This is a genomic window from Streptomyces sp. CB01881 (assembly GCF_002953255.1).
Classification (GTDB): Bacteria; Actinomycetota; Actinomycetes; order Streptomycetales; family Streptomycetaceae; genus Kitasatospora.
Map to the genome: position 1 here is coordinate 7,203,767 of NZ_CP026498.1, position 20,323 is coordinate 7,224,089.

Here is a 20,323-nt window from a genome sequence, read left to right on the forward strand (position 1 = left end):
CAAGGTGCTCTCTCCCGAGGCGTACTGTGCGTCGAGTGAACGAACTGAGCTTCCGGGGGAAAGACCGGTATCGTCCGTCCTGGTCGCGCCTTGCGGCTGTGGCCTTGCTGTTTGTCATCGAAGGGACCGCTGCCGCCGACAAGCTCGGCCCGGCGCCGACCTGGTGGCTGATCGCCGCAACCGCGGTGCTCGGCGGCGCCGGGTTCCTTGTGACGTTCCGGAGTTGGACCACGGTCGGGGCCGAGGGAATAACCATCTGCTGGGGCATCGGGCGCGGCCGCACCTACCCGTGGAAGGAGATTCGGTGGATCGACGTGCGCGACGGCAGCAACGCGATGGAGACGTCGCGCGCGGTCCGGATGTTCCTGGCAAGCGGGCGGCGCCGCTCACTTCCGGGGCTCATGCACAGCGACACCTACCCGGCCCCCGACTTCGATGAGCAGTTCCATCGGGTCGTCAACTGGTGGGAGCTGAGCACCGACCCGGCCGACCGGGTGCAGCCGCGGAAGCAGTTCCGGGACCGGCTGACGCCGACGGTGGTCGGAATCGTCCTCACGCTCCTCATCACGGTCGTCGTCGGCCTTGTCGTGTTGGCGCAGAGCTAAAGCTTGCCCCGCATCTGCTCGGAGGGAGGTGCGGCGGCCAGATGCAGACGTTGGACACTGCCTCGTGTCAGCAGCATCCCGCTGCTGGTCACGAGGTCATGGGCGGCAGGGCCGATCCTCATGCCGGAGATTCGTCGGCCTTGCGCGTTCTCGACGATGGCCGGCCGGGTCGCCGCTCGCAGGGCCTTCCAGGCAAGGCTGGTCTCCTCGGTCAGGAGCTGGTGTCTCTCAGGCCCGACCTCCTGCTCGAACCAGCGCACCGCGAGACGGCCAGCTTCGAAGACTTCGCCTTCGCCGTCCTGCAGGCGGCGGGAGCACAGGAACTGCACGACGGCCAAGTGGCCGATGTCGGCCCGGGGGGCGACTGCGTCGTCCACCAGGACATCTTCAGGTGCCTGAGCCCCATTCGGCAGAAGCAGAAACGCTTGCCGACCGCCACAGCTCAGGGCCTCACCGAGTTGGCGATGCAGATGCACCTGGTGAAGACCCTTCGGGCCGGGGTGGCTGCACAGCCAGCCGGATCGAGGCAGGGCTTCGCTGATGCGCTGCCCGATGAGTTGCTCGTCTTCGGGCAGCGACCACACATCGGTCGTCTTCGTTCGGGAGCCAGGAGAAGCCACGTGCGCAGCATGGCAGAGGACGAGGACATTTCCTGCGGGGGCGTCCGGACCCCGGCCGCCTGCTTCTGGCCGGGAGGCCCCTGCCAGCCGATGCGAAGATCACGGGATGCCTCGTGTGAGCCGGCCGTAGCCCCGCGGTCCCCTCGCTCCGGTTGAGCGAGGAGCCGTTCGTCAGGTGGTGGGGGTGGCGTGGTGGTCGAACTCGTCGCGCTTGATGCCTTGGAGGAGTGCGGCGAACTTGGTGGGGGTGGTGCGGACGATGACGTCGGCGTCGTCGGACTCGCGGAGGTCGACCATCCCGGGGACACCGCGGACCTCGACGCAGTTGTCACTCGCGGCGGAGTAGCTGGACTTCTGCCATACGGAACCAGTCACGGTTGTTCTCCACTTCTTTCCGGCCACTGGCGCTTTCGGCTCCTCGCTCGGTTGAGCGAGGAGCCGTTCGGTCATGTGGTGGGGGTGGCGTGGCGGTCGAACTCGCCGCTCTTGATGCCTTGGAGGAGTGCGGCGAACTTGGTGGGGGTGGTGCGGACGATGACGTCGGCGTCGTCGGACTCGCGGAGGTCGACCATCCCGGCGACAGCGCGGACCTCGACGCAGTCGTCGTGTGCCGCGGAGTAGCTGGACTTCTGCCACCCGGAGCTAGGCATGTTTGCTTTCCATTTCTTTCTTTACGGATCGGAGGAAGTCGCGGGACTCCTCTTCAGAGAGAGCCGTTGACTCCATCTGAGCGAGGATGGCTCGGAACCTCGCAACATGGGCTGGAGCGTCGAGGAGCTGGCAGCCGAAGCCTGTGTCCGTCTGCACGGTGTCCAAGTCGGGAATCGGACCTTCGGCGTAGGTGAAGTTCTCGATGGGACTCGGCAGGCCGGCGATGTCGAACGGCAGGACGCGAATCGAGATGCCAGAAGACTCGGAGTCCTCGATGAGAGCATCGAGTTGCTCGGCACGGACCTGGGGGCCGCTGAACTGCATCCGCAGTGCTGCTTCATGGATGAAGGCGCAGTACGGCGTTGCTCCGGATCGGACGATACGTTGCCGCTGGATGCGAAAGGCCGTTCTGAGGTCGACCTCGTGCCGGGGCAGGGGCGGATAGGCTTGCGAGAAGACCGCGGAGGCGTAAGCGCCGGTCTGAAGCAGGCCGGGGACGAACGTGATCGTGTAGGTCGAGAGCCTTCGCGCGTGGCCCTCAAGCTCTGCGACTTCGAGGAAGTCCGCCGACAGGGTGTCGCGGTACGCCTCCCACCAGCCGGTCCTGCCTCGTTCCGTGATGATGTCGGCGAGAGCATCGATCAGCAGCTGGTTGACGCACATGCACGCTGCTGCGATCGTCCGCAGGCGCTCCACGCTGATGCCAATCCTCGCTGACTCCATCTGAGTCACCTGGGCCGGGTTCATCCCGACAATGCGGCCGAGCTGAGTGCCACCGAAGCCGGCCTGCTCTCGCATCCGCCGGAGCTCAGCACCAAGCCTGCGCTGGCGGAGTGTTGGGGTGCTGCGTGGAGGCATGGCTTCCTTCCAGAACAAGGACCGGGCCCAAGTCTGCCGCGCTGGCCGCGGGCTGGTCCATCTGGGGCGGGGTTACCACGGTAGAGGGAAAATCCCAGAAGGATGGAAATTTGGATACTGCCGTGCGTTATGGTCGTCCCAGATCGATCCGATGGGTCGTCAGTAACGCCTGTTTCCAGGGCAGTAGGCGCCTGCTGCCCGCGCACCGCAGAGCAGCCACGCGTGGCATTCCCAGCCCCGCCCTGGCCTGGCTCACGGCGACGATTCCGCCGGTGAACGCCTCACTCCACTCCACCCAGCCTCGTCCGGAGGTTCCTCATGTGTGCCTTCAACCCGCCCGACTGGTCCGCCGCCCGCGCCGAGCTGCGGGACGCGCTCGCCGCCGCGTCCTGGCCGCCGGACCTGATCCACGACGCCGAACTCGCCCTGTGCGAGCTGTACGTCAACGCCTGGCGCCACGGCGGCAGCCCGGCGCCCCTGGTCGTCGTCCTGCTGCTGAACCGCACCCTGCGGGTCTCGGTCGCCGACGACAGCCCCGACCTGCCCGAACCGAGCCGGTCCGCCGACCCCTACGCGCTGTCCGGGCGCGGTCTGCACCTCGTCCGCTCGCTCACCCACCGCTTCGGCGCCCAGGCGCGCAAGCACGGTGGCAAGGTGGTTTGGTTCGAGCTGGAGGTGGCCGCGTGACCGGCCCCCGCATCCCGATCTCCCCCGACGACCCCCGCGTGCACGACTACACCGACGCCCACGTCACCGCCCTGCTGCGCGAACTCCACGAACACGGCGCCGGGTTCGGCATCCAGTGGGGCTCCGCCACCACCCACCACAGCACCGTCGACGGCCGGATCCTCGTCAACTTCGGCCACGCCCCCGTCGCCACCCTCCTCAACCTCCTGCAGCTGCTGTCCGACACGGGGAGGGAGCAGCCGTGGAAGTCCTGATCCCGCGGACCGGCCAGGCCGTCCGCACCGGGCGCACCACCGTCCACTACCTCGCCGTCGAACGCGTCCCCGACGCCGCCCTGCAGCTGCGCGCCGCCGTCGACCTCGCCATCCACGCCGCCCCCGGCGAACAGCTCGCCCTGCCCCTCACCCGCGAGCAGGCCGAGGAGCTCCTCCACACCCTCGCCGCCCACCTCGGCCACCGCGTCATCGGCATCCGCCGATGAGAACCGGCACCGCCAGCTTCCTCGTCGGCGCGGCGTTCGCCGCCCTCCTCGCCCTCGCCCTCGCCACCGTCGCCCTCGGCGTCGTCACCGCCCTCAAGGTCAACGGCCAGGCCCACGCCGCCGGGCCGCCGGCCCCGATCACCCGCCACGGCCGCTGGGAACTGCGCCGGCTCCCCGACGGCACCCACGAATACGCCTGGATCGCCCGCCAGGCCGGCCACTACGGCCCCGAGCTCCCCCCACCGCCCACCACCCCCGGCCGCCACCGCAGCACCCCCGGCACCACCCCCGGCCCCACTCGCGGCCGGCACCGCATACCCGGCTGAGCAGCCCACGCGAAGGCCCCCGCCCCCGGGCGGGGGCCTCGCCGGTCCCCGGGCCCTGTTGCAACCCGCCGATCACCGGCCCGGCCGCCAGCACCCCCGGCACCACCCCCGGCCCCACTCGCGGCCGGCACCGCATACCCGGCTGAGCAGCCCACGCGAAGGCCCCCGCCCCCGGGCGGGGGCCTCGCCGGTCCCCGGGCCGGGTTGCAACCCGCCGATCACCGGCCCCCGCACCCCCTCGCCGGGCCGTTCGGAGGGTTCCGAAAAAAGTTCTGGAACCACCTGCAACCCCCGGCGGGGATGCACGTCTATACGGATGAAGGCACGGAGAGCGAGACCGGCAAGGCCGGGGGGCGCTTCCGCTGGACGACAGCGGGCAGCCGGCCGTCTTCACCACACCATCCGCACCATGACCCTGGGGATTCACGTCATGCGCAAGTCCGTTATGCCCTCGATCGCGAAGAACGTCCGCTCGATCTCCGGCCGCCGCCGCCTCGCCACCGTCGCCGCCACCGTCGTCCTCGCCGGCTCCGTCCAGCTGATGACCGCCGAGTCCTCCTGGGCTTGCGGCGACGGTCCGCAGTCGAAGGCCGCCGCCGAGGCCAAGCCCGTCACCCCCGCCGCCGCGCACAAGGGCAACCTTGAGGCCGGATTCCACATGACGCCGGACGGGCAGACCATCACGGCCGGCGGCGGGAAGGTCGAGATCGGCGTCGGGGTCACCAACTTCACCGGCGCGCCCTACGAGAACGTCGCCCCCATGATCGCGCTGTACAACGAGCAGGGCAGCAACCGGCTTGAGGACTTCACGGTCGAGGAGGCCATCCCGGGCGGCGGCTGGAAGAAGCTGACCCTCCGCCACGGCTGCGACCCGGTGATCCACGCGGACACCACCGGCTACAAGCAGAAGAGCCTCGCCGACGGGCGGGCCGCCAACTTCGGCTTCCGCATCTCCGTTTCCGCGAACGCCGCCGCCGACCTCAACGAGCTCCAGATCTTCATCGGCGGCAAGGCCGACGGCTTCCCCATGTCGAAGGGCGAGTCCCACACCTTCAAGGTGGTGCACCCCACCGCCCCGGCCAAGCCCACCACCACCGCCAAGCCGACCGCCACCGCGAAGCCCACGGCCAAGCCCAGCACCAAGCCCGCCCCGGCCAAGCCCGTCGAGGACAAGACCCCCGCCCCGACCGCCACCGCCACCAAGGCCCCCACCGCCACGCCGACCGCCACCCCCTCGGCCCCGTCCAGCGCCCCGGCCACCACCGCGCCGGCCGGCACCCCCGAGCTCGCCCACACCGGTTCCAGCTCCGCCAACGGCTTCCTCGCCGCCTCCGCCGCCGCCCTCGTGGCCCTCGGCGCCGGCGCCCTGATCGCCGTGCGCCGGCTGCGTCCCCAGCGCTAACCGGCACGCACGGAACCCGAAGGGGCCCTTCTTCGCACGGCGGTGCGAAGAAGGGCCCCTTCACCGTTCCCGGACGGACCCTGGGTCAGCCCCCCACCGGACTCCCGGCCGGCTCCCAGCCGTCCACCCGACCGAGCAGTCCACGCGAAGGCCCCCGCCCCGGGCGGGGGCCTCGCCGGTTTCCGAACCCCCTGCACAACCCGCCGGTCACCGGCCTCCCGCGCACCCCTCACCGGGCCTGTCGGCGTACACGGGGTTGTGCTCTCAATCGGGTACACGTGAACGTGCCCGGGTGCCCGTAGGCAGCCGGCGGCAGGGCCAACTAATTGGGGTGACAGGTCCCCGCCCGGTGGGCATGATCGGGCGGTTGTTCCGTCACGTCCGACTCCGGAGGCACGCCACGTCCATTCCACTCGCTCGGGACCTGCCGTGGCCCGCCGTAGACCCTCACCGGAACGCCTTCGACTGGGACGACGGCGAGGCGGCACGGCTGACGGCCCTGATCGTCCCGATGGTGCCGTCCGAGGCCGATCGGGCAGCCGATCCGGACGGGATGGCGGGTTGGCGCTTCGCCGACCGGGTCACCGCGCTGTTGGTGTCCCGGTACGGCCGGTGGGCCTGCGGCTGGGACTATTCGAACCACTTCGGGGGTCCCGTCGAGACCTGGTGCTGCGTCTCGCACTCGGTCGGAGGGGCGAAGGAGACCGCCGAGCGCGTCGTGACCTGCCTGCTTGAGTGGCGTGACTGGCTGGAGGACATCGCCGAGCGGTTCGGACAACTCGAACCGCATCCCCACGCGGACGCCGAGGACCGCAGCTGGCACCTGGAGCGCGCGGTGACCCGCCTGGTCACCGCGGTCGTCAACAGCACCCACGCCGAAGGGGGGTGGTACCGGCTTTGCGAGACGACGCTGACCTGGTTCCTCACCTCCACGGGCCAGGGGCTGGACGAGGCCCGGAAGGCGGTGGAGGCCGCCATCGGCGGGCGGTTCCACAGCCACGTCGCCCCCGCAACGACCCTGGTCGACGCGGTGGGAGAGGACCTGGCGACCAGCCTGACCGGCCGCGGGTTCTACCGTGAGCGATGACGCGCTGGCCACGTGGTGCAAGGTCAGGGAGCATGTCGACTGGTCCTCTGCCGCGAGCGTGAGCCCGACCTTCGTACGCCCGGCCGTGGACGGACTCACTGCATGGTTCGACGGTCCGGTTCGCCGCCGCGACCCGGCCCGCGCCGATCGGTTGCTCGCCGCGATGCGCCTGTCCCGCGCCGCGGCCTCCCAGGGAAAGCCGCTCACCCCGGCCCTGCTCGCCGGTTGGCAGAAGCTGGTCCTCGGCGTGAACGAGGTGCACCTGCGCCAGAGCGATGCCTTCGCCAAGGGCGGCCGGGAACGATACGGGCTCACGTCTCACACCTGGCAGGACTTCGCCGCCTGCCTTCACCAGAGCACCGACTCGTCGCTCCCCCTGCCCGCCCGCGCGGCCAGGGCGTACCTCGACATCGCCTTTTTCCACCCCTACCCGGACGGCAACGCTCGCCTGGCACTGCTGGTCCTCGCCCACGTCCTGGAGAGCGAAGGAGTACGACTGGACGAAGTGGGACCGCTGCAGACCACCCGCTACGCGGACGACCCGGACGGCGCCCTCGACCTGGCAGCTCTGGTCACCGTACTGATCCGCGCCACTCACCGCCGGGCCACCACACGGTGAGAGAGGGATCCTGCCGAAGCTGACAGGTGAGCACGTTCAGCACTATGCGGTTGAGCAGTTATCCGTGTACGCCGCCGGGCCGGTCGGAGGGTTCCGAAAAAAGTTTTGAATCCACCTGCAACCCCCGGCGGGGATGCACGTCTATACGGATGAAGGCACGGAGAGCGAGACCGGCAAACGCAAGGCCGGGGGGCGCTTCCGCTGGACGACAGCGGGCAGCCGGCCGTCTTCACCACACCATCCGCACCATGACCCTGGGGATTCACGTCATGCGCAAGTCCGTTATGCCCTCGATCGCGAAGAACGTCCGCTCGATCTCCGGCCGCCGCCGCCTCGCCACCCTCGCTGCCACCGTCGTCCTCGCCGGCTCCGTCCAGCTGATCACCGCCGAGAGCTCCTGGGCCTGCGGCGACTACCGCCTTGCCGGCGCGCAGGCCGCCGCCAGCGGCCCCGGCGTCACCGAGGTCAACCCCGACGCCGCCTTCGTCTCCGGCAAGTCCAGCGTCGCCGCGGACGGCAAGTGGAACGAGGTCGCCGTCAAGGTCACCAACAAGACCGGCGTCGACGCCCACGGCGTGCAGCCCACCTTCGCCATCCACACCCCCGGCAGCGGCGCCGCCCTGCGCACCTCGGACGTCCACATCCAGTGGCTCGACTACACCAACACCTGGAAGGACCTGGCCTCGGTCCCCGGCTGCTCCAACACCGTCGACGCCGACTTCACCCAGCGCCAGCGCCTGGACAACGGCTCCTCCATCACCTTCAAGTTCCGCTACTCCCTCGCCCCCAGCACCCCCAAGGGCGTCACCAAGATCCAGCTCGTCACCGACGCCTTCCGCCCCGGCGGCGAGGCCAACGGCGCCACCGACATGAAGACCGTCAACGTCACCCGCGCCCAGACCACCCCCGACACCAAGCCCACCGCGAAGCCCACCACCACCGCGAAGCCGACCACCAAGCCCGCCCCGGCCAAGCCCGTCGAGGACAAGACCCCCGCCCCGACCAGCACCGCCACCAAGGCCCCGGCCACCACGCCGACCGCCACCCCCTCGGCCCCCGCCACCACCGCGCCCGCCGGCACCCCCGAGCTCGCCCACACCGGCTCCAGCTCCACCAACGGCTTCCTCGCCGCCACCGCCGCCGCCCTCGTTGCCCTCGGCGCCGGCGCCCTCATCGCCGTGCGCCGGCTGCGTCCCCAGCGCTAACGGAACGCACGGAAACCCGAAGGGGCCCTCCTCCGCACGGCGGTGCGAAGAAGGGCCCCTTCACCGTTCCCGGACGGACTCCGGGTCGTCCACCCGACCGAGCGACTCCCCGGAGCCGCGCAAACTCCTGGCTACGCTGGGGTGATGAGCCACACGCCCACCACCCCGGGAGCCGCCGGTCCGTCCTGGCCCCCCGGCCGCCGTGGCAGCCGGGGGCCGACGCGCGGTCCGGCCCGGCCGACAGCCGCGCCGGAGGACCGGCTCATCGCGCGGTTCCGCGCCCTCCCGGCCGGGAGCGACGACAAGGTCCGGATCGTCGCCGCGCTGGCCGAGGCCGTCACCGCAACCCCCGCCGTCGCCGCCTTCCTCGCCTCCGTCCTCGCCGACCCCGCCGAGGACGGGCCCGCCCGCGTGGAGTGCGCGACCGCCCTCCGCCGCCACTCGCCGGGCGGCCCGGCAGCCCGGCGTGCGGTCGCCGCCGCGCTCCTCGCCGCGCTGGCCGACCCCGACGGCGACCTCCTCCGGCGGCACGCCGCAGCGGCGCTCGGCCCTTACGCCGACGACCCGGCCGTCGAACGGGCCCTGATCGCGGCGGTCACCTGCGACGACGACCCCCTCGTCCGGGGCAACGCGCTCGCCGCCCTCCAGGACGCCGGGCCGTCTCCGGAACGGATCGATGTGCTCACGGCGTTGACGCAGGACGCCACCCTGGGCGGCGAGGCCGCCCGCATCCTCGGAAAGTGGGGAACATGCTGACCATCGGCTCCGTCGTCCTCGGCGTCGACGACGTCCGCCGCGCCGTCGCCTTCTGGACGGCCGCGCTCGACTACGTGCCGCGCGACGCGGTCGACGACGACTGGGTGGTCCTCCTCCCCGCGAACGGGCCCGGCGTGCAGGTGGCGCTCGGCCGCAGCACGTCGCCGGTGCAGGACCACCCGCGCGTCCACCTCGACCTCTACGCGCGCGACGCCGCCGACCAGGCCGCCGAGGTCGAGCGACTGGTCGCCCTCGGCGCCCGGCGCGTCGACTGGGACAGCTACCCGGAGGACCCGGACTTCGTCGTCCTCGCCGACCCCTCCGGCAACCGCTTCTGCGTCATCGACGCCGGCCGGACCTGACGCCGGGGAGGAAGGCCGTCCGCCGGGCCCGCTAAGAGGACATCGCCCGCATCACCCGCCGCGGGATCGAGACCTCCAACCGCCTCGGCCGGCCCCGCTGGGTGATCGAGCGCACTGTCGCCTGGCTCGGCGGCTTCCGCCGGCTCCACCGCCGCTACGAACGCAAGGCCGACCGCTTCGCCGCCTTCGCCGCCTTCGCAGCAGCCATCGTCTGCACCCGCAGACTCTCCGAATGAGATGTTCTCTCAGCCCCCGTTCTGCAGCCGCTGGAGCAGGTCGGCATCGCCCTCCATCCGCAGCGAGCCGGCCGGGATGCGCATGTACATGAGCAGGGCCATCTCACTCGCCGTGCCGTAGATGGCGGCGGTGGGCTTGCTCTCGGCGGCCTCCGCCGCGGTGAGGCGGGTGAAGCGGGAACCGGCGGCGTCCACCGTCTGGCGCCAGGAGCCGGCTTCGGCTGCGTGGTAGTCCATGGTCGCGGGCTCGCCCGGCCACGGGTCCGTGACGGTGCAGACGGTGGCGAGGAACTCCTCGATGGCGTCGGCCGCCTCGGTCGTCGGCAGCTCCTGCGGGTTGCCGGAGGCCAGCTGGGCGTCGTAGGTGTGGATCAGCGACTCCGGGACGCGGCGGCGGGCCACGGCGGCCACCGTGTGCGGCGAGGCCAGCGGCTCCCACCAGGCCCAGCAGCCCCGGTCCGGGCCGGCCTCGCGCAGAGCAGTAAGCAGCTGCTCCGTCGAGTCGGCCAGCCAGGTTATGAGGGCCTCGCGCTCCCTGGGCGCCGCCAGCCCGTCCTTGCTCGGCCGCTCGTCGCCCGGCGCGGTGTTCCGCACGATGTAGGCCCAGAAGCGGTCCCCCTCACTGAGGTGGTTCGCCAGGTCGTACAGCGTCCAGCCCGGGCAGGACGGGACGTCGGCGTCGAGGCTGGGGGCCGCGGCGACGGCGTCGCGGAACGCGGCGGACCGCTCGTCAATCATCCGCAGCAGGGTGGGGAAGTAGAGGTGCTCAGTCACGCAGATCTTGTATCACCCGAACCGGAACTCCCGCACTCGATTTAGGCCCCCCAAATGAGACGTCCTCTAACTGCGCCGGCGGACCCGGCTTTCGAGGCCGCTGCGGACCTGGCGGCTCAGCGCCCCGGCCGCCGCCGCGAGGAAGACGAAGTTGTACGCGATCTGCAGCATCACCACCAGCCGGGGCGCCTGGCCGGACGGGGTGATGTCGCCGTAGCCGACCGTCGCCATCGTGACGACGGTGAAGTAGAGCGAGTCCAACCGGGTGTTGAGCCCGACGAACTCGTCGGGCTGGGCGCCGAGGACGTAGTAGGTGCTGGCGAAGACGGTCAGGACGAGGCAGATCAGGAAGATGATCCACACTCCTGGATGGTGGCCGGTGCCGACCAGGATGTCGATCATCCGGGCCATCAGGAACCAGGTCATGCCGATCAGGACGGCCGCGAAGACCAGCCAGCTGACCACCGGCCGGTCCTCGCCGAAGTACCGCAGCGGCAGGGTGAAGTACGCGATCATCAGCGCGGTGAACGACCCCAGCAGCAGGCACCAGGCCCGCAGGTCGATGCGGTCCCGGGGCGGCGGGGGCTGGTCGTCGGACATCCCGTTCAGCCTCCGGCCCCGCACCGGGCCGCGCCCGCCGGGTTGCTCCGTCCGGGGCGGGCGGCCTCAGCCAGCCAGGTCGTGCTGGATCGCCAGCACGGCCAGCCGGACCCGGTTGGGGCTGCCGGTCTTGGCCATCAGGTTGGAGACATGGGTCTTCACCGTGGTCACGCCCAGGTGCATCCGCTCGGCGATCTCGATGTTCGAGAGCCCGCCGGCGATGTGCCGCAGCACCTCGTGCTCGCGCCCGGTGATGCCGCCCACCGGCTGCCGACGGCCGTCCTCGCCGGTCCAGTCGGACGCGGCGCGGGCGACCACCCGCCGCAGCACGGCCGGGCTGTACGGGCTCTCGCCGGCCGCCGCCCGCCGGACGGCGTCGAGGACGGCGGCGGGCTCGACGTCCTTGGCGAGGAAGCCGCAGGCGCCGGCGGCGAGGGCCGGGTAGAGACGGTCGTCGTCGTCGAAAGTGGTGAGGACGACGATCCGGGCGGAGGGCAGCAGACGGTTCAGCTCCCGGGTGGCGACGATGCCGTCGGTGCCGGGCATGTGGAGGTCCATCAGGACGACGTCGGGGCGCAGCCGCAGGGCCAGCTCGACGGCCTGCGCGCCGTCCGCGGCCTCGCCGGCGACGGCCAGGTCCCCGGTGGACTCGCAGAGCATCCGCACGCCGGCCCGGACGAGCTGCTGGTCGTCGACGATCAGGACGCCGATCACGCGGCACCCCCGTACGCCTTCACGGCCGCCCCCTCGGCGCCGGCCGTCCGAGCGCCCACCGCCACCGGCCCGGCGACCTGGCTGGGAGCGCCCACTGTCCCCGGTCCTGCGGGCGAACCCGGCCCGGGGACCGCCCCCCGCACGGCGAACGCTCCCGGGACGGCCGGTGCGCCCCCGCCGGCCGTCAGCGGCCAGGACGCCGCGAGGCGCCAGCCGCCGGGCACCGGTCCGGCCTCGACCGTCCCGCCGACCAGGGCCACCCGCTCGCGCATGCCGAGCAGCCCGTGGCCGCCGCCGACACCGCCGACACCGCCGGGGGCGGCGTGGTGCTCCCGGGGCAGCTCGTTCTCCAGCTCCAGTCGCACGCGCTCCCCTTCCGTGGTGACCTCCGTCGTGGCCCGCAGCCGGACCCTCGCCCCCGCGCCCGCGTGCCGGGCGACGTTGGCCAGGCCCTCCTGCACCAGCCGCAGCACCGTCAGCCCGCCGATCGCGTCCAGCTCGCCGAGCCGCCCGCCGATGTCGGCGTCGACCCGGAGTCCGGCCCGCCGGGAGCGTTCGACCACCCCGTGGACGGCGGCGGGCAGGTCGGTGGTCTCGGCCAGCAGCGGGGCCAGGTGTTCCGCGTCGGGCTCGCGCAGGGCCGCGAGCAGCCGCCGCAGGTCGGCGAGGGCGGTGGTGGCGCCCGCGTGCACGTCGTCCAGGACGGCGGCCAGCCGCGGGTCGGTGCTGGGCAGGACGTGCCGGGCGACGCCGACCCTCAGCACCGTCGAGGCCAGGTGGTGGGCGACCATGTCGTGCAACTCTCGCGCGATCGCCGCACGTTCGCCCATCCGGGCGCCCCACTCGGCGAGGTCGCGGCTGTGCTCGGCCTCGCGGGCCCGCTCCTGGGCCGTCCTCGCGGCCTGCTCGGCCGACCGGAGGTAGCCGGCGAGCAGCACCGGGACGCCGCCGACCACCGCCGTCCGGTAGAGCGCGCCCGGGACGCGGCAGAGCAGCTCGGACCAGAGCGGCCCGGAGCCCGGCAGCCCCGACCACGGCAGTCCCGACCACGCGAGCCCCGACCAGGCGGCGGCCAGCTGGGCGGCGGCCAGGGCGGCGCCGGCGACGGCGGTCGGCGCGCCCCAGCGGCGCAGGGCCAGTTCGAAGAAGGCGGCGGCCACACCGGCCTTGACCTCGACGTGCACGTGGGCGGCGGCCGGGGCGGCGGTGAGCGCCAGCAGCGTGCACTGCCCGAGCGCGACCGCCAGCGGCCACCGGCCGCCGAACGCGGCCAGGGCCGGTGCGCCGAGGCCGATCGCCCAGCCGCCCGCGCCCAGCTCCGCCGGGTGGCCCATCAGCAGCAGGTACCCGAGCCCGGACGCCACCAGGGCGGGCCGCAGCAGCCGCAGGCCCCACCACCGTGTTCCCGTCATGCTGTCGAGACTAGGGTCGGGCCGGCCCGGGCTGATCGTCCCTCAGGGTGAGAACGGGCCTCCTCCTTCAGGCCGGTCGGCATGGGCCGGTCGGCGAGGGCCGGGCGACGACCCGGCCGGACCCGGCGTCAATGGGCCGGCTGCTGCGCCCCGTCGGGTTCGTCCAGGAACTCCACCACCGCCAGTACGACCAGGAGAACCAGCCCGATGATGAGCAGGACCAGTGGTGTGGGGTAGCTCCAGAGCACGAACGCCACCACCGCGGCCACGACCGAACCCCACATGAGCCAGGACTTCCAGCGGTGGACGAAGCGGCCGACCGCGCCGAGCCGCAGCCCTGCGCCCTCCGCGGCGTGCCGCGTCCCGCCGAGGCCCGCCCGCCACATGCCGCGGACCGCTCCGGCCCGCCGCCCGGCGCCGCTGATCCAGGCGCCGAGCGCCACCAGCAGGCCGAGCACGACCACCACCCGGACGGCCGAGCGCAGGTACCGGACCAGCGTGTCGTACAGCGCTCCGGCGGCCGCCTGGTCCACCCCGTCCGGGAGCTTGTCCAGGTAGATGGCCCGGAAGATCGTCAGTCCGATGCCCAGCACCAGGGCGCCGGCCGCCATGAGCAGCGCCGCGGTGACGGCCGCCCGGCGCCGGCGCACCGCCAGCAGCACGGCGGCGATGGCCAGGAGCACGGTGAGGACGGGCAGCCAGAAGCCGATCAGGTCGAGCAGCCGGAAGGCGGTGCGGACCTTGGGGATGGCGTCCGACTTCACCAGCGTGAAGTCGGTGTGGATCTCGGGGATCTTCGCCGCGACCGTCAGCCCGTTGTCCACCAGCCGGGTCTTCACCTGGTCGATCACCGGGGCGAGGTCGAGCACCACGGTGTTGTTCTTGATCTGGACCGCGCCGCCGCCCTCGCCGGTGAGCATCTTGTCGATCGCCGCGTGGGCCTGCCGGTTGACGGTGATCCAGATGGTGGCGAACGCGTCGCTCTGCACCAGCCGTTCGACCTGCCCGTGCACGAAGCCGGTGATCCCGCTGGTGAGCGGTCCGCTGAGCTTGGAGATCAGGGCGTCCAGCTTGGGCCGGTCCTCCGGGGCGATGTCCGACAGCAGGGACTCGACCGGGATCTGCTTCATGATCTCGTCCGTCACCCGGTTGGTGATGGCCGACTGGATGGCAGGGTCCTTGGCGAGCGGCGCCATCATGGCGACGTAGCGGTCGGTGTCGGTGATCGTGGACTTGGTCCAGGAGGCGACCAGGCTCAGCGGCGTCAGGATGAAGACGACCAGCACCAGCAGGATCGCGAAGGCGGAGCGGACCCGGTGGTGGGCGGGTGGTCGCGTCTTCAGTTCCGCTGCCAGCCGGGCGTCGTGGGCCTCCACGGCGGCGAGGCGGGCGCGCAGCTCGGCCAACTGGTCGGCGTGCGGCTGCTCGGCAGGCGGCTGTGCTGCGGGCGGCTGGCCGGCGCCGGGGGACGGCTGTGCTGCGGGCGGCTGCTCGGTGGGGGGCTGGCCGGATCCCGGGGGCGGCTGCGCGGCCGGCGGCTGCTCGGCGCCCGGGGAAGGCTGGCCGGCGCCGGAGGGAGGCTGAGTGGCCGGCGGCTGGTCGGAGGGGCCTGCTGACGGTTGGTCGTGGGGCCCGGGCCGGCCGGGCGGCCCGGCCGGTTGGTCGGGGGGCTCGGTCGGTTGGTCCGGGTCGTTGATCGGCATCCCGCACTCCGTTTCTCCGGTCGATGCAAACCAGGAGATAACGGATCAAAACCGACAGCCAGTCGAGACTGCTGCGGTCGGCCCAGGACACGACGAAGCCCCCGCCGTTCGGGGCGGGGGCTTCGTCAGGAGTGCGGGAGGCTCAGGCCGTGGTGGACCGGGGGGTCTCGGTGGCCTTGGCGATGTTGGTCGGCGTGACGGCCGGGCGGGCCTGCTCGGCGGCCGGCTGCTGCGGGGCCGCGGTGCTCTGCGCCGTGCCCTGGGCGGCCGCGTCGGCGGGGACGTCGTCCTCGCGCAGGGCCTTGGTCTCCGCCTTCAGGATGCGCATGGACTTGCCGAGGCCGCGCGCCATCTCCGGCAGCTTCTTCGAACCGAACAGCAGGACAACAACAGCCAGCACCACCAGGAGGTGCCAGGGCTCAAGACCGTTCCGCAGCATCCCTGGCCACCGGTCCCTTCTCTTCTAGAGTCACAGGAGGGCAAAGCGCCCGACCTGGCCAGTATGCCTGGCCGCGGCGGCGAACGTATACACCGGCCGGGAAACGCTGGTCAAAAACCAGATGTTGCGCGGACGACCCTCCGAAAGTGGTCTAGACCACTAAGGGTATGGATCGCCGGCCCCGGGTCGCCCGGGGTCTCAGCCGGAGTACCCGATGATCAGACCACAGAACACGGCGGCGACCACCGCCACCCCCACCGACAGCACCAGCAGGACATGCGTCCGCGGCAGCGGCGCCCCCGCCCGCATCGCCTCCTCCACCCTCGCCCATCTCCGGTACGCCGTCACCCCGAGCAGCGCGCCGCCGAGCGCGCAGACCACGGCCAGCGCGATCCGCAGCGGCCCGGGGGCGACGTCGGGGGTGAGCTGGTCCACGGCGATCCCGCCCGCGAGCAGGCCGAGCGCGGTGCGGATCCAGGCGAGGAAGGTCCGCTCGTTGGCCAGCGTGAAGCGGTAGTCCGGCTCGTCGCCGCCACCACCCTGCCCGCCCTGCCCGCCCTGCCCGTCCTGCCACCCGTCCGGGTCGGGCTCCGGGTCGGGCTCCGGTTCCAACGGCGGCATCGGCCCTCCAGCTCCGCCCGGCGTTGCCGTCGACCCTAGGCGCGGACGCCCCGCCGCGCAGCCCGGGAGCCCGCCCGGCGCCGTCGCCCGGCCCCGTCACCCGGCCCCGGCCGGAATCCGGATGCGGCGCAGGGCCTTCGTCCGCGACACTGCCGCGATGACCACCGACACGCGCCGCACCGCCCAGGAACTCGCCCTCCGGCACGTCGCCGCCCTCGCCTCCGGGCCGGCGCTCGACCCCGGCCTGCGCGTCACCCTCAACTTCCACCCCGACCGGGTCTCCGACGGCCGGCCGATCCTGGAGGCGCTCGCCGACGACGGGGTCTACCGCTCCCAGTTCGTCACCGGCACCAGCAACGGCGGCCTCACCGCCCACCCCGGCGGCGACCGCTGGCACTGGGAGAGCCGCATCTTCGGCGGCGCCTACGACACCGCACCCGCCGAGGAACGCCCGGTGTACGGGGCGCTCAACTTCCGCCGCAAGCCGCTCGGCGGGGCACCGCGCTTCGGCTCGGCCCACTTCCGGCTGGCCGGGCCGGCCCTCGCCCGCGTCACCTTCTGCTACCCCGACAGCTTCCTCGAACCGTCCGACTTCGGCGTCGCCGACCGGAACGGCCTCGTCCCGCTCGCCGAGGCCGACGACGCCGACGCCCTCGACGACTACATCGAGGCCCAGGTGCACGGCGAGGTCCGGCTCGACCGCGACGTCGAGGCGCTCGTCCTCGACCCGAGCCACCGCGGCACCGCCGTCGAGGAACAGGCCCGGCGGCTGCCCTGCCCGGTCGAGTGGCACCCCGGGGTCCGACTGAGCACGGACGAGCTGCGCCGCCACCCTGACTACCGCGGCCCCGAGTACGTCGCCCTCGGCCTCGCCGTCGCCGAGGACGGCCACCTCGACCCGCGCATCCTCGGCGACGCCGTCCGCACCGGCCGGTACGACCCGCAGGACCTCAAGAAGGTCTGGCACTGCCTCGCCCGTTTCGGCTCGGCCGCTCCGACCGGCTGACGGCCGCCGGCGGCTCCCGGCCGGCTCCGACCGGCTTCGGCCGGAGCCGGTGAGCGTCAGTCCCGGCGGGCCAGCAGGTAGCCGCGGCGGGTCTGCGCCTCCTCCGGGTACGCCTCCCGCTCCAGGCGCGCCCCGACGATGAAGCCGGCCTCCGCCAACAGGCCGGCGACGGTTTCGAGCTCCAGGAAGTGGAAGTCCACGTCCACCTGGTGCCCCCACCACTCGTCCAGCCGGCGGACCTCGGTGCCGAGGTGGAACGCGACCAGCAGGGTGCCGGACGGCTGGAGCACCCGCCGCATCTCGGCGAACGCGGGCAGCAGCTCGGCCGGTTCGAGGTGGATCACCGAGTAGAGGGCGACCGCGGCGGCGAACTCCCCGTCCGCCGCGGGCAGCCGCAGCAGGTCCCCCTCGCGGAACTCCGCCCCCGGGTGCTCGCGCCGCGCCAGCTCCACCATCACCGGTGACAGGTCGACCCCCACCACCTTCGCCCCGCGCCCCGCCAGCCACCCCGCCACGTGCCCCGGCCCGCACCCCAGATCCGCCACCACCCCGCCGGCGGCCGCCTCCTCCACCACCCCGAGCAGCGCCCGGTCCACCACCTTGAACGCCAGCTCGCCCCCCACCCGCTCCTGGTACTCCTCCGCGACGACGTCATAACTCGCCCGCACCCGGCCGTGGTCAGCACTGTTCGACATACGGGCAGCCTGCCGGACGCCGGGCCCGCCCGCAGCCTTTCTGCTCCACGGCCACCCCGGGCGTAGTCCCCGCGGACGTGCGAGAGCCCCCATCCCGGGACGGCAGGCGGCCGGGGTGGGGGCTCTTGATGACGCGCGGGGCGGGGCGGGGTCAGGCGGCGGGCTCGGCGGTGCGGGCCGGGAGGTGGGACATCAGGCGGTAGGCGAGGAGGGCGGCGCCGACCGCGAAGACCAGGCCGACCACGGCGGCGACGTGCAGGCCCTCGGTGAAGGCGGCGCGGGCGGTGTCGAGCAGTTCGGTGCCGACCCGGCCGGGCAGGCCCGCGGCGACGGTGACCGCACCGCCGAGGGTGTCCTGTGCGGTGTGGGCGGCCTCGCCGTCGAGGCCGGCCGGCAGGGCGCCGTCGAGCCGGAAGCGGTATACGGCGGCGCCGGTCGCGCCGAGCAGGGCGATGCCGAGGGAGCTGCCGAGTTCGACGGCGGTCTCGGAGGTGGCGGAGGCGGCGCCGGCCCGCTCGGCCGGGGCGGCGGAGACCACCATCTCGGCGGTGAGGGTCATGGTGCCGACGGTGCCGGCGGCCAGCACGCCCGCCGCGGTGAGGATGAGGGCGAGCGGGGAGTCCGCGCCGACCTGGGTCATCATCGCGAAGCCGGCCGCGCCGATCAGGAAGCCGCCGGCCATCATCACCGCGGGCCGGACCTTCCCGGCGAGCGCGGAGCTGAGGCCGACCGCGGCGCCGACGCCCACGCTGGGGACGAGCGACCAGAGCGAGGCGGTCAGCGGGCTCATGCCCTTGACCAGCTGGAGGTACTGCGAGGTGAAGAGGGTGAAGCCCATCATCGCGAACATGGCGATGGAGTTGACGCTGATCGCCCCGCTGAAGGCGCGGATCTTGAACAGGCTCAGGTCGAGCAGCGGGTTGGCGGCGGTGCGCTGGCGCCGGACGAAGGCGGCGGCGAACAGCAGGCCGGCCGGGACGGCCAGCGCGGGGAGCAGGCTCCAGCCGTCGACGGCGAGGGTCTTGATGCCGTAGACCAGCGGCAGGATCGAGGCCAGCGAGAGGCCGGCACCGGGCAGGTCGAAGCGGCCGCGCTGCGGGGAGCGGTACTCGGGCAGCAGCAGCGGGGCGGTGACCAGGAGCAGCGCCATGACCGGGATGGCGATCAGGAAGACCGAGCCCCACCAGAAGTGGTCCAGCAGGAGCCCGCCGACGACGGGCCCGAGGGTGGCACCGGTGGTGAGGACGCCGCCCCAGGCGCTGAGGGCGATCTGCCGCTGCCGGGCGTCGTGGAACATGTTGCGGATCAGCGCGAGCGTCGAGGGCATCACCGTCGCCCCGGCGGCGCCCAGCACGGCGCGGGCGGCTATCAGCTGGCCCGCGCCGTCGGCGTAGGCGGCCAGCAGGGAGGCGCCGATGAAGCCGGCGGCGCCGGTCATCAGCAGTCGGCGGCGGCCGATCCGGTCGCCCAGCGAGCCCATCGTGATCAGCAGGCCGGCCAGCAGGAACGAGTACATGTCCATGATCCACAGCTGCTCGGTGCCGCTCGGCGCCAGCGTGGTGGAGATGTACGGGACGGCGAAGAAGAGCACGCCCATGTCCATGGTCAGGACGAGGGTCGGGAGCAGGAGGACGGCCAGGCCGATCCATGTGCGACGGCCTGCGCGGCCGGTGGTTGCGGTCATGGGGAAGACAGTAGAGGCGCCTCGCACGTTTGTCTAGAACGAGCGTCTGACTCATGTGTCTGGCTCATGTGTCCAAATCAACGTGCAAGACGAACGTGCAAGACATGTGTCTGGATTGACCGTAACATTGGGACCATGGGAAATCGTGAAGACCTGCTCGCCGGCGCCAAGCGCTGCCTGCTGGACAAGGGTTACGGGCGGACCACCGCCCGGGACATCGCCAACGCCTCCGGCGTCAGCCTGGCCGCCATCGGCTATCACTTCGGCTCCAAGGAGTCGCTGCTCGACGCGGCGCTGATCGAGGCCATGGGGGAGTGGGGCAGCACCCTGGGTGCCGTCGTGGAGCGGGCCTACGCCCTCTCCGAGGACCCCGAGGAGCGGTTCGTCGCGGTCTGGGACGGCGTGAAGGAGACCTTCGCCGAGCACCGCGGCCTCTGGACCGCGCAGTTCGAGGCGATGCTCCAGACCGAGCGGGCACCCCAGCTCCAGGAGGCGCTCGCCAGTGCGCAGAAGGAGGGCCGGCTCGGTCTCTCGGCCCTCTTCCAAGGGCTCGAAGAGGTGCCGGACAGCGAGGAGGAGCTCGCCCGCGGCATGTTCTACCAGGCGCTGCTCGTCGGCCTGGTCGGCCAGTGGCTGGCCGCGCCCGAGCTGTCGCCGACCGGGCGGGACTTCCTGCGCGGCCTGCGGCTGGTCGACGACACCCTGGTGAAGCCGGCGGTGTCGTAACCGCCGGTGCCGTGACCGGTGCCGTGACCGCCGGTACGTAGCCACCGGTGCCGG

General features: G+C 72.6%; 26 protein-coding genes and 1 pseudogene. 14 read left to right on the forward strand and 13 right to left on the reverse strand.

The window, feature by feature from the left end; translation table 11 throughout:
• Window positions 1–35 precede the first annotated feature (35 nt).
• Entirely contained in the window at window positions 36–605 is a 570-nt protein-coding gene (locus C2142_RS21330) for a PH domain-containing protein (RefSeq protein WP_148644136.1), read from the forward strand.
• Here C2142_RS21330 and C2142_RS21335 read toward each other — a convergent pair.
• The 4 genes from C2142_RS21335 to C2142_RS21350 form a co-directional block, all read right to left on the reverse strand.
• Window positions 602–1,225: a hypothetical protein gene (locus C2142_RS21335; protein ID WP_148644137.1), complete on the reverse strand. Its 624-nt coding sequence runs from the start codon at window positions 1,223–1,225 to the stop codon at window positions 602–604. The two genes, C2142_RS21330 and C2142_RS21335, sit on opposite strands and share 4 nt — an antisense overlap.
• 171 nt (window positions 1,226–1,396) lie before the next feature.
• Complete coding sequence (locus C2142_RS21340) at window positions 1,397–1,600, reverse strand: DUF397 domain-containing protein (protein ID WP_241002706.1); 204 nt, start codon at window positions 1,598–1,600, stop codon at window positions 1,397–1,399.
• Window positions 1,601–1,671: 71 nt separating this feature from the next.
• Window positions 1,672–1,875 (reverse strand): DUF397 domain-containing protein, encoded by a 204-nt coding sequence (locus C2142_RS21345; protein ID WP_148644139.1) that lies wholly within the window; start codon window positions 1,873–1,875, stop codon window positions 1,672–1,674.
• Window positions 1,868–2,734 (reverse strand): helix-turn-helix transcriptional regulator, encoded by an 867-nt coding sequence (locus C2142_RS21350; protein ID WP_277347338.1) that lies wholly within the window; start codon window positions 2,732–2,734, stop codon window positions 1,868–1,870. The genes C2142_RS21345 and C2142_RS21350 overlap by 8 nt, the downstream gene beginning before the upstream one ends.
• Before the next feature lie 318 nt (window positions 2,735–3,052).
• On the opposite strand from C2142_RS21350, the gene C2142_RS21355 reads away from it, so the two are divergent.
• The 11 genes and pseudogenes from C2142_RS21355 to C2142_RS21405 form a co-directional block, all read left to right on the forward strand.
• Window positions 3,053–3,421: an ATP-binding protein gene (locus C2142_RS21355; RefSeq protein WP_148644141.1), complete on the forward strand. Its 369-nt coding sequence runs from the start codon at window positions 3,053–3,055 to the stop codon at window positions 3,419–3,421.
• Window positions 3,418–3,675 (forward strand): hypothetical protein, encoded by a 258-nt coding sequence (locus tag C2142_RS21360; RefSeq protein WP_148644142.1) that lies wholly within the window; start codon window positions 3,418–3,420, stop codon window positions 3,673–3,675. Before C2142_RS21355 ends, C2142_RS21360 begins: the two co-directional genes overlap by 4 nt.
• Window positions 3,663–3,902: a hypothetical protein gene (locus tag C2142_RS21365; RefSeq protein ID WP_148644143.1), complete on the forward strand. Its 240-nt coding sequence runs from the start codon at window positions 3,663–3,665 to the stop codon at window positions 3,900–3,902. Before C2142_RS21360 ends, C2142_RS21365 begins: the two co-directional genes overlap by 13 nt.
• The gene (locus tag C2142_RS21370; protein ID WP_148644144.1) at window positions 3,899–4,228 is read left to right on the forward strand and encodes a hypothetical protein; all 330 of its coding nucleotides are present in this window, start codon (window positions 3,899–3,901) and stop codon (window positions 4,226–4,228) included. The genes C2142_RS21365 and C2142_RS21370 overlap by 4 nt, the downstream gene beginning before the upstream one ends.
• Before the next feature lie 409 nt (window positions 4,229–4,637).
• A complete protein-coding gene (locus tag C2142_RS41660; RefSeq protein WP_153882802.1) occupies window positions 4,638–5,630 on the forward strand; it encodes an LAETG motif-containing sortase-dependent surface protein in 993 nt (330 codons plus the stop codon).
• 553 nt (window positions 5,631–6,183) lie between these two features.
• Complete coding sequence (locus C2142_RS21380) at window positions 6,184–6,717, forward strand: hypothetical protein (protein ID WP_241002707.1); 534 nt, start codon at window positions 6,184–6,186, stop codon at window positions 6,715–6,717.
• Window positions 6,707–7,336, forward strand: coding sequence for a Fic family protein (locus C2142_RS21385; protein WP_174315672.1), 630 nt, complete (start codon window positions 6,707–6,709; stop codon window positions 7,334–7,336). Before C2142_RS21380 ends, C2142_RS21385 begins: the two co-directional genes overlap by 11 nt.
• A 248-nt stretch (window positions 7,337–7,584) precedes the next feature.
• The gene (locus tag C2142_RS21390) at window positions 7,585–8,541 is read left to right on the forward strand and encodes an LAETG motif-containing sortase-dependent surface protein (RefSeq protein WP_148644145.1); all 957 of its coding nucleotides are present in this window, start codon (window positions 7,585–7,587) and stop codon (window positions 8,539–8,541) included.
• 144 nt (window positions 8,542–8,685) lie between these two features.
• Window positions 8,686–9,297: a HEAT repeat domain-containing protein gene (locus tag C2142_RS21395; protein ID WP_148644146.1), complete on the forward strand. Its 612-nt coding sequence runs from the start codon at window positions 8,686–8,688 to the stop codon at window positions 9,295–9,297.
• Window positions 9,291–9,659, forward strand: coding sequence for a VOC family protein (locus C2142_RS21400; protein WP_148644927.1), 369 nt, complete (start codon window positions 9,291–9,293; stop codon window positions 9,657–9,659). The genes C2142_RS21395 and C2142_RS21400 overlap by 7 nt, the downstream gene beginning before the upstream one ends.
• 47 nt (window positions 9,660–9,706) lie before the next feature.
• Window positions 9,707–9,895, forward strand: a pseudogene (locus C2142_RS21405) (transposase); the annotation flags it as partial.
• Window positions 9,896–9,904: 9 nt separating this feature from the next.
• On the opposite strand, the gene C2142_RS21410 reads toward C2142_RS21405, so the two are convergent.
• From C2142_RS21410 to C2142_RS21440, 7 genes are all read right to left on the reverse strand, one after another.
• Window positions 9,905–10,669 carry a maleylpyruvate isomerase family mycothiol-dependent enzyme gene (locus C2142_RS21410; protein WP_148644147.1) on the reverse strand — a complete coding sequence of 255 codons (765 nt, stop codon included), beginning with the start codon at window positions 10,667–10,669 and terminating at the stop codon, window positions 9,905–9,907.
• A 66-nt stretch (window positions 10,670–10,735) separates the two neighbouring features.
• Complete coding sequence (locus C2142_RS21415) at window positions 10,736–11,269, reverse strand: potassium channel family protein (protein ID WP_174315673.1); 534 nt, start codon at window positions 11,267–11,269, stop codon at window positions 10,736–10,738.
• Window positions 11,270–11,335: 66 nt separating this feature from the next.
• Window positions 11,336–11,983: a response regulator transcription factor gene (locus C2142_RS21420; RefSeq protein ID WP_148644148.1), complete on the reverse strand. Its 648-nt coding sequence runs from the start codon at window positions 11,981–11,983 to the stop codon at window positions 11,336–11,338.
• The gene (locus C2142_RS21425; RefSeq protein ID WP_148644149.1) at window positions 11,980–13,395 is read right to left on the reverse strand and encodes a histidine kinase; all 1,416 of its coding nucleotides are present in this window, start codon (window positions 13,393–13,395) and stop codon (window positions 11,980–11,982) included. The genes C2142_RS21420 and C2142_RS21425 overlap by 4 nt, the downstream gene beginning before the upstream one ends.
• A gap of 128 nt (window positions 13,396–13,523) precedes the next feature.
• Window positions 13,524–14,801 carry a hypothetical protein gene (locus C2142_RS21430; protein ID WP_174315718.1) on the reverse strand — a complete coding sequence of 426 codons (1,278 nt, stop codon included), beginning with the start codon at window positions 14,799–14,801 and terminating at the stop codon, window positions 13,524–13,526.
• Window positions 14,802–15,240: 439 nt separating this feature from the next.
• Window positions 15,241–15,537 carry a Sec-independent protein translocase subunit TatA gene (gene tatA, locus C2142_RS21435; RefSeq protein ID WP_148644150.1) on the reverse strand — a complete coding sequence of 99 codons (297 nt, stop codon included), beginning with the start codon at window positions 15,535–15,537 and terminating at the stop codon, window positions 15,241–15,243.
• Window positions 15,538–15,735: 198 nt separating this feature from the next.
• Window positions 15,736–16,158: a DUF202 domain-containing protein gene (locus C2142_RS21440; protein ID WP_148644151.1), complete on the reverse strand. Its 423-nt coding sequence runs from the start codon at window positions 16,156–16,158 to the stop codon at window positions 15,736–15,738.
• 157 nt (window positions 16,159–16,315) lie between these two features.
• On the opposite strand from C2142_RS21440, the gene C2142_RS21445 reads away from it, so the two are divergent.
• Window positions 16,316–17,164, forward strand: a complete 849-nt coding sequence (locus C2142_RS21445; RefSeq protein ID WP_148644152.1) for a DUF3626 domain-containing protein — start codon at window positions 16,316–16,318, stop codon at window positions 17,162–17,164.
• Window positions 17,165–17,220: 56 nt separating this feature from the next.
• On the opposite strand, the gene C2142_RS21450 is transcribed toward C2142_RS21445, so the two are convergent.
• Both C2142_RS21450 and C2142_RS21455 read right to left on the reverse strand, forming a co-directional pair.
• Complete coding sequence (locus C2142_RS21450) at window positions 17,221–17,859, reverse strand: class I SAM-dependent methyltransferase (RefSeq protein ID WP_148644153.1); 639 nt, start codon at window positions 17,857–17,859, stop codon at window positions 17,221–17,223.
• Between the two features lie 151 nt (window positions 17,860–18,010).
• A complete protein-coding gene (locus C2142_RS21455; protein WP_148644154.1) occupies window positions 18,011–19,543 on the reverse strand; it encodes an MFS transporter in 1,533 nt (510 codons plus the stop codon).
• 135 nt (window positions 19,544–19,678) lie between these two features.
• On the opposite strand from C2142_RS21455, the gene C2142_RS21460 reads away from it, so the two are divergent.
• A complete protein-coding gene (locus C2142_RS21460) occupies window positions 19,679–20,269 on the forward strand; it encodes a TetR/AcrR family transcriptional regulator (protein WP_148644155.1) in 591 nt (196 codons plus the stop codon).
• The last annotated feature ends 54 nt before the right edge of the window (window positions 20,270–20,323 follow it).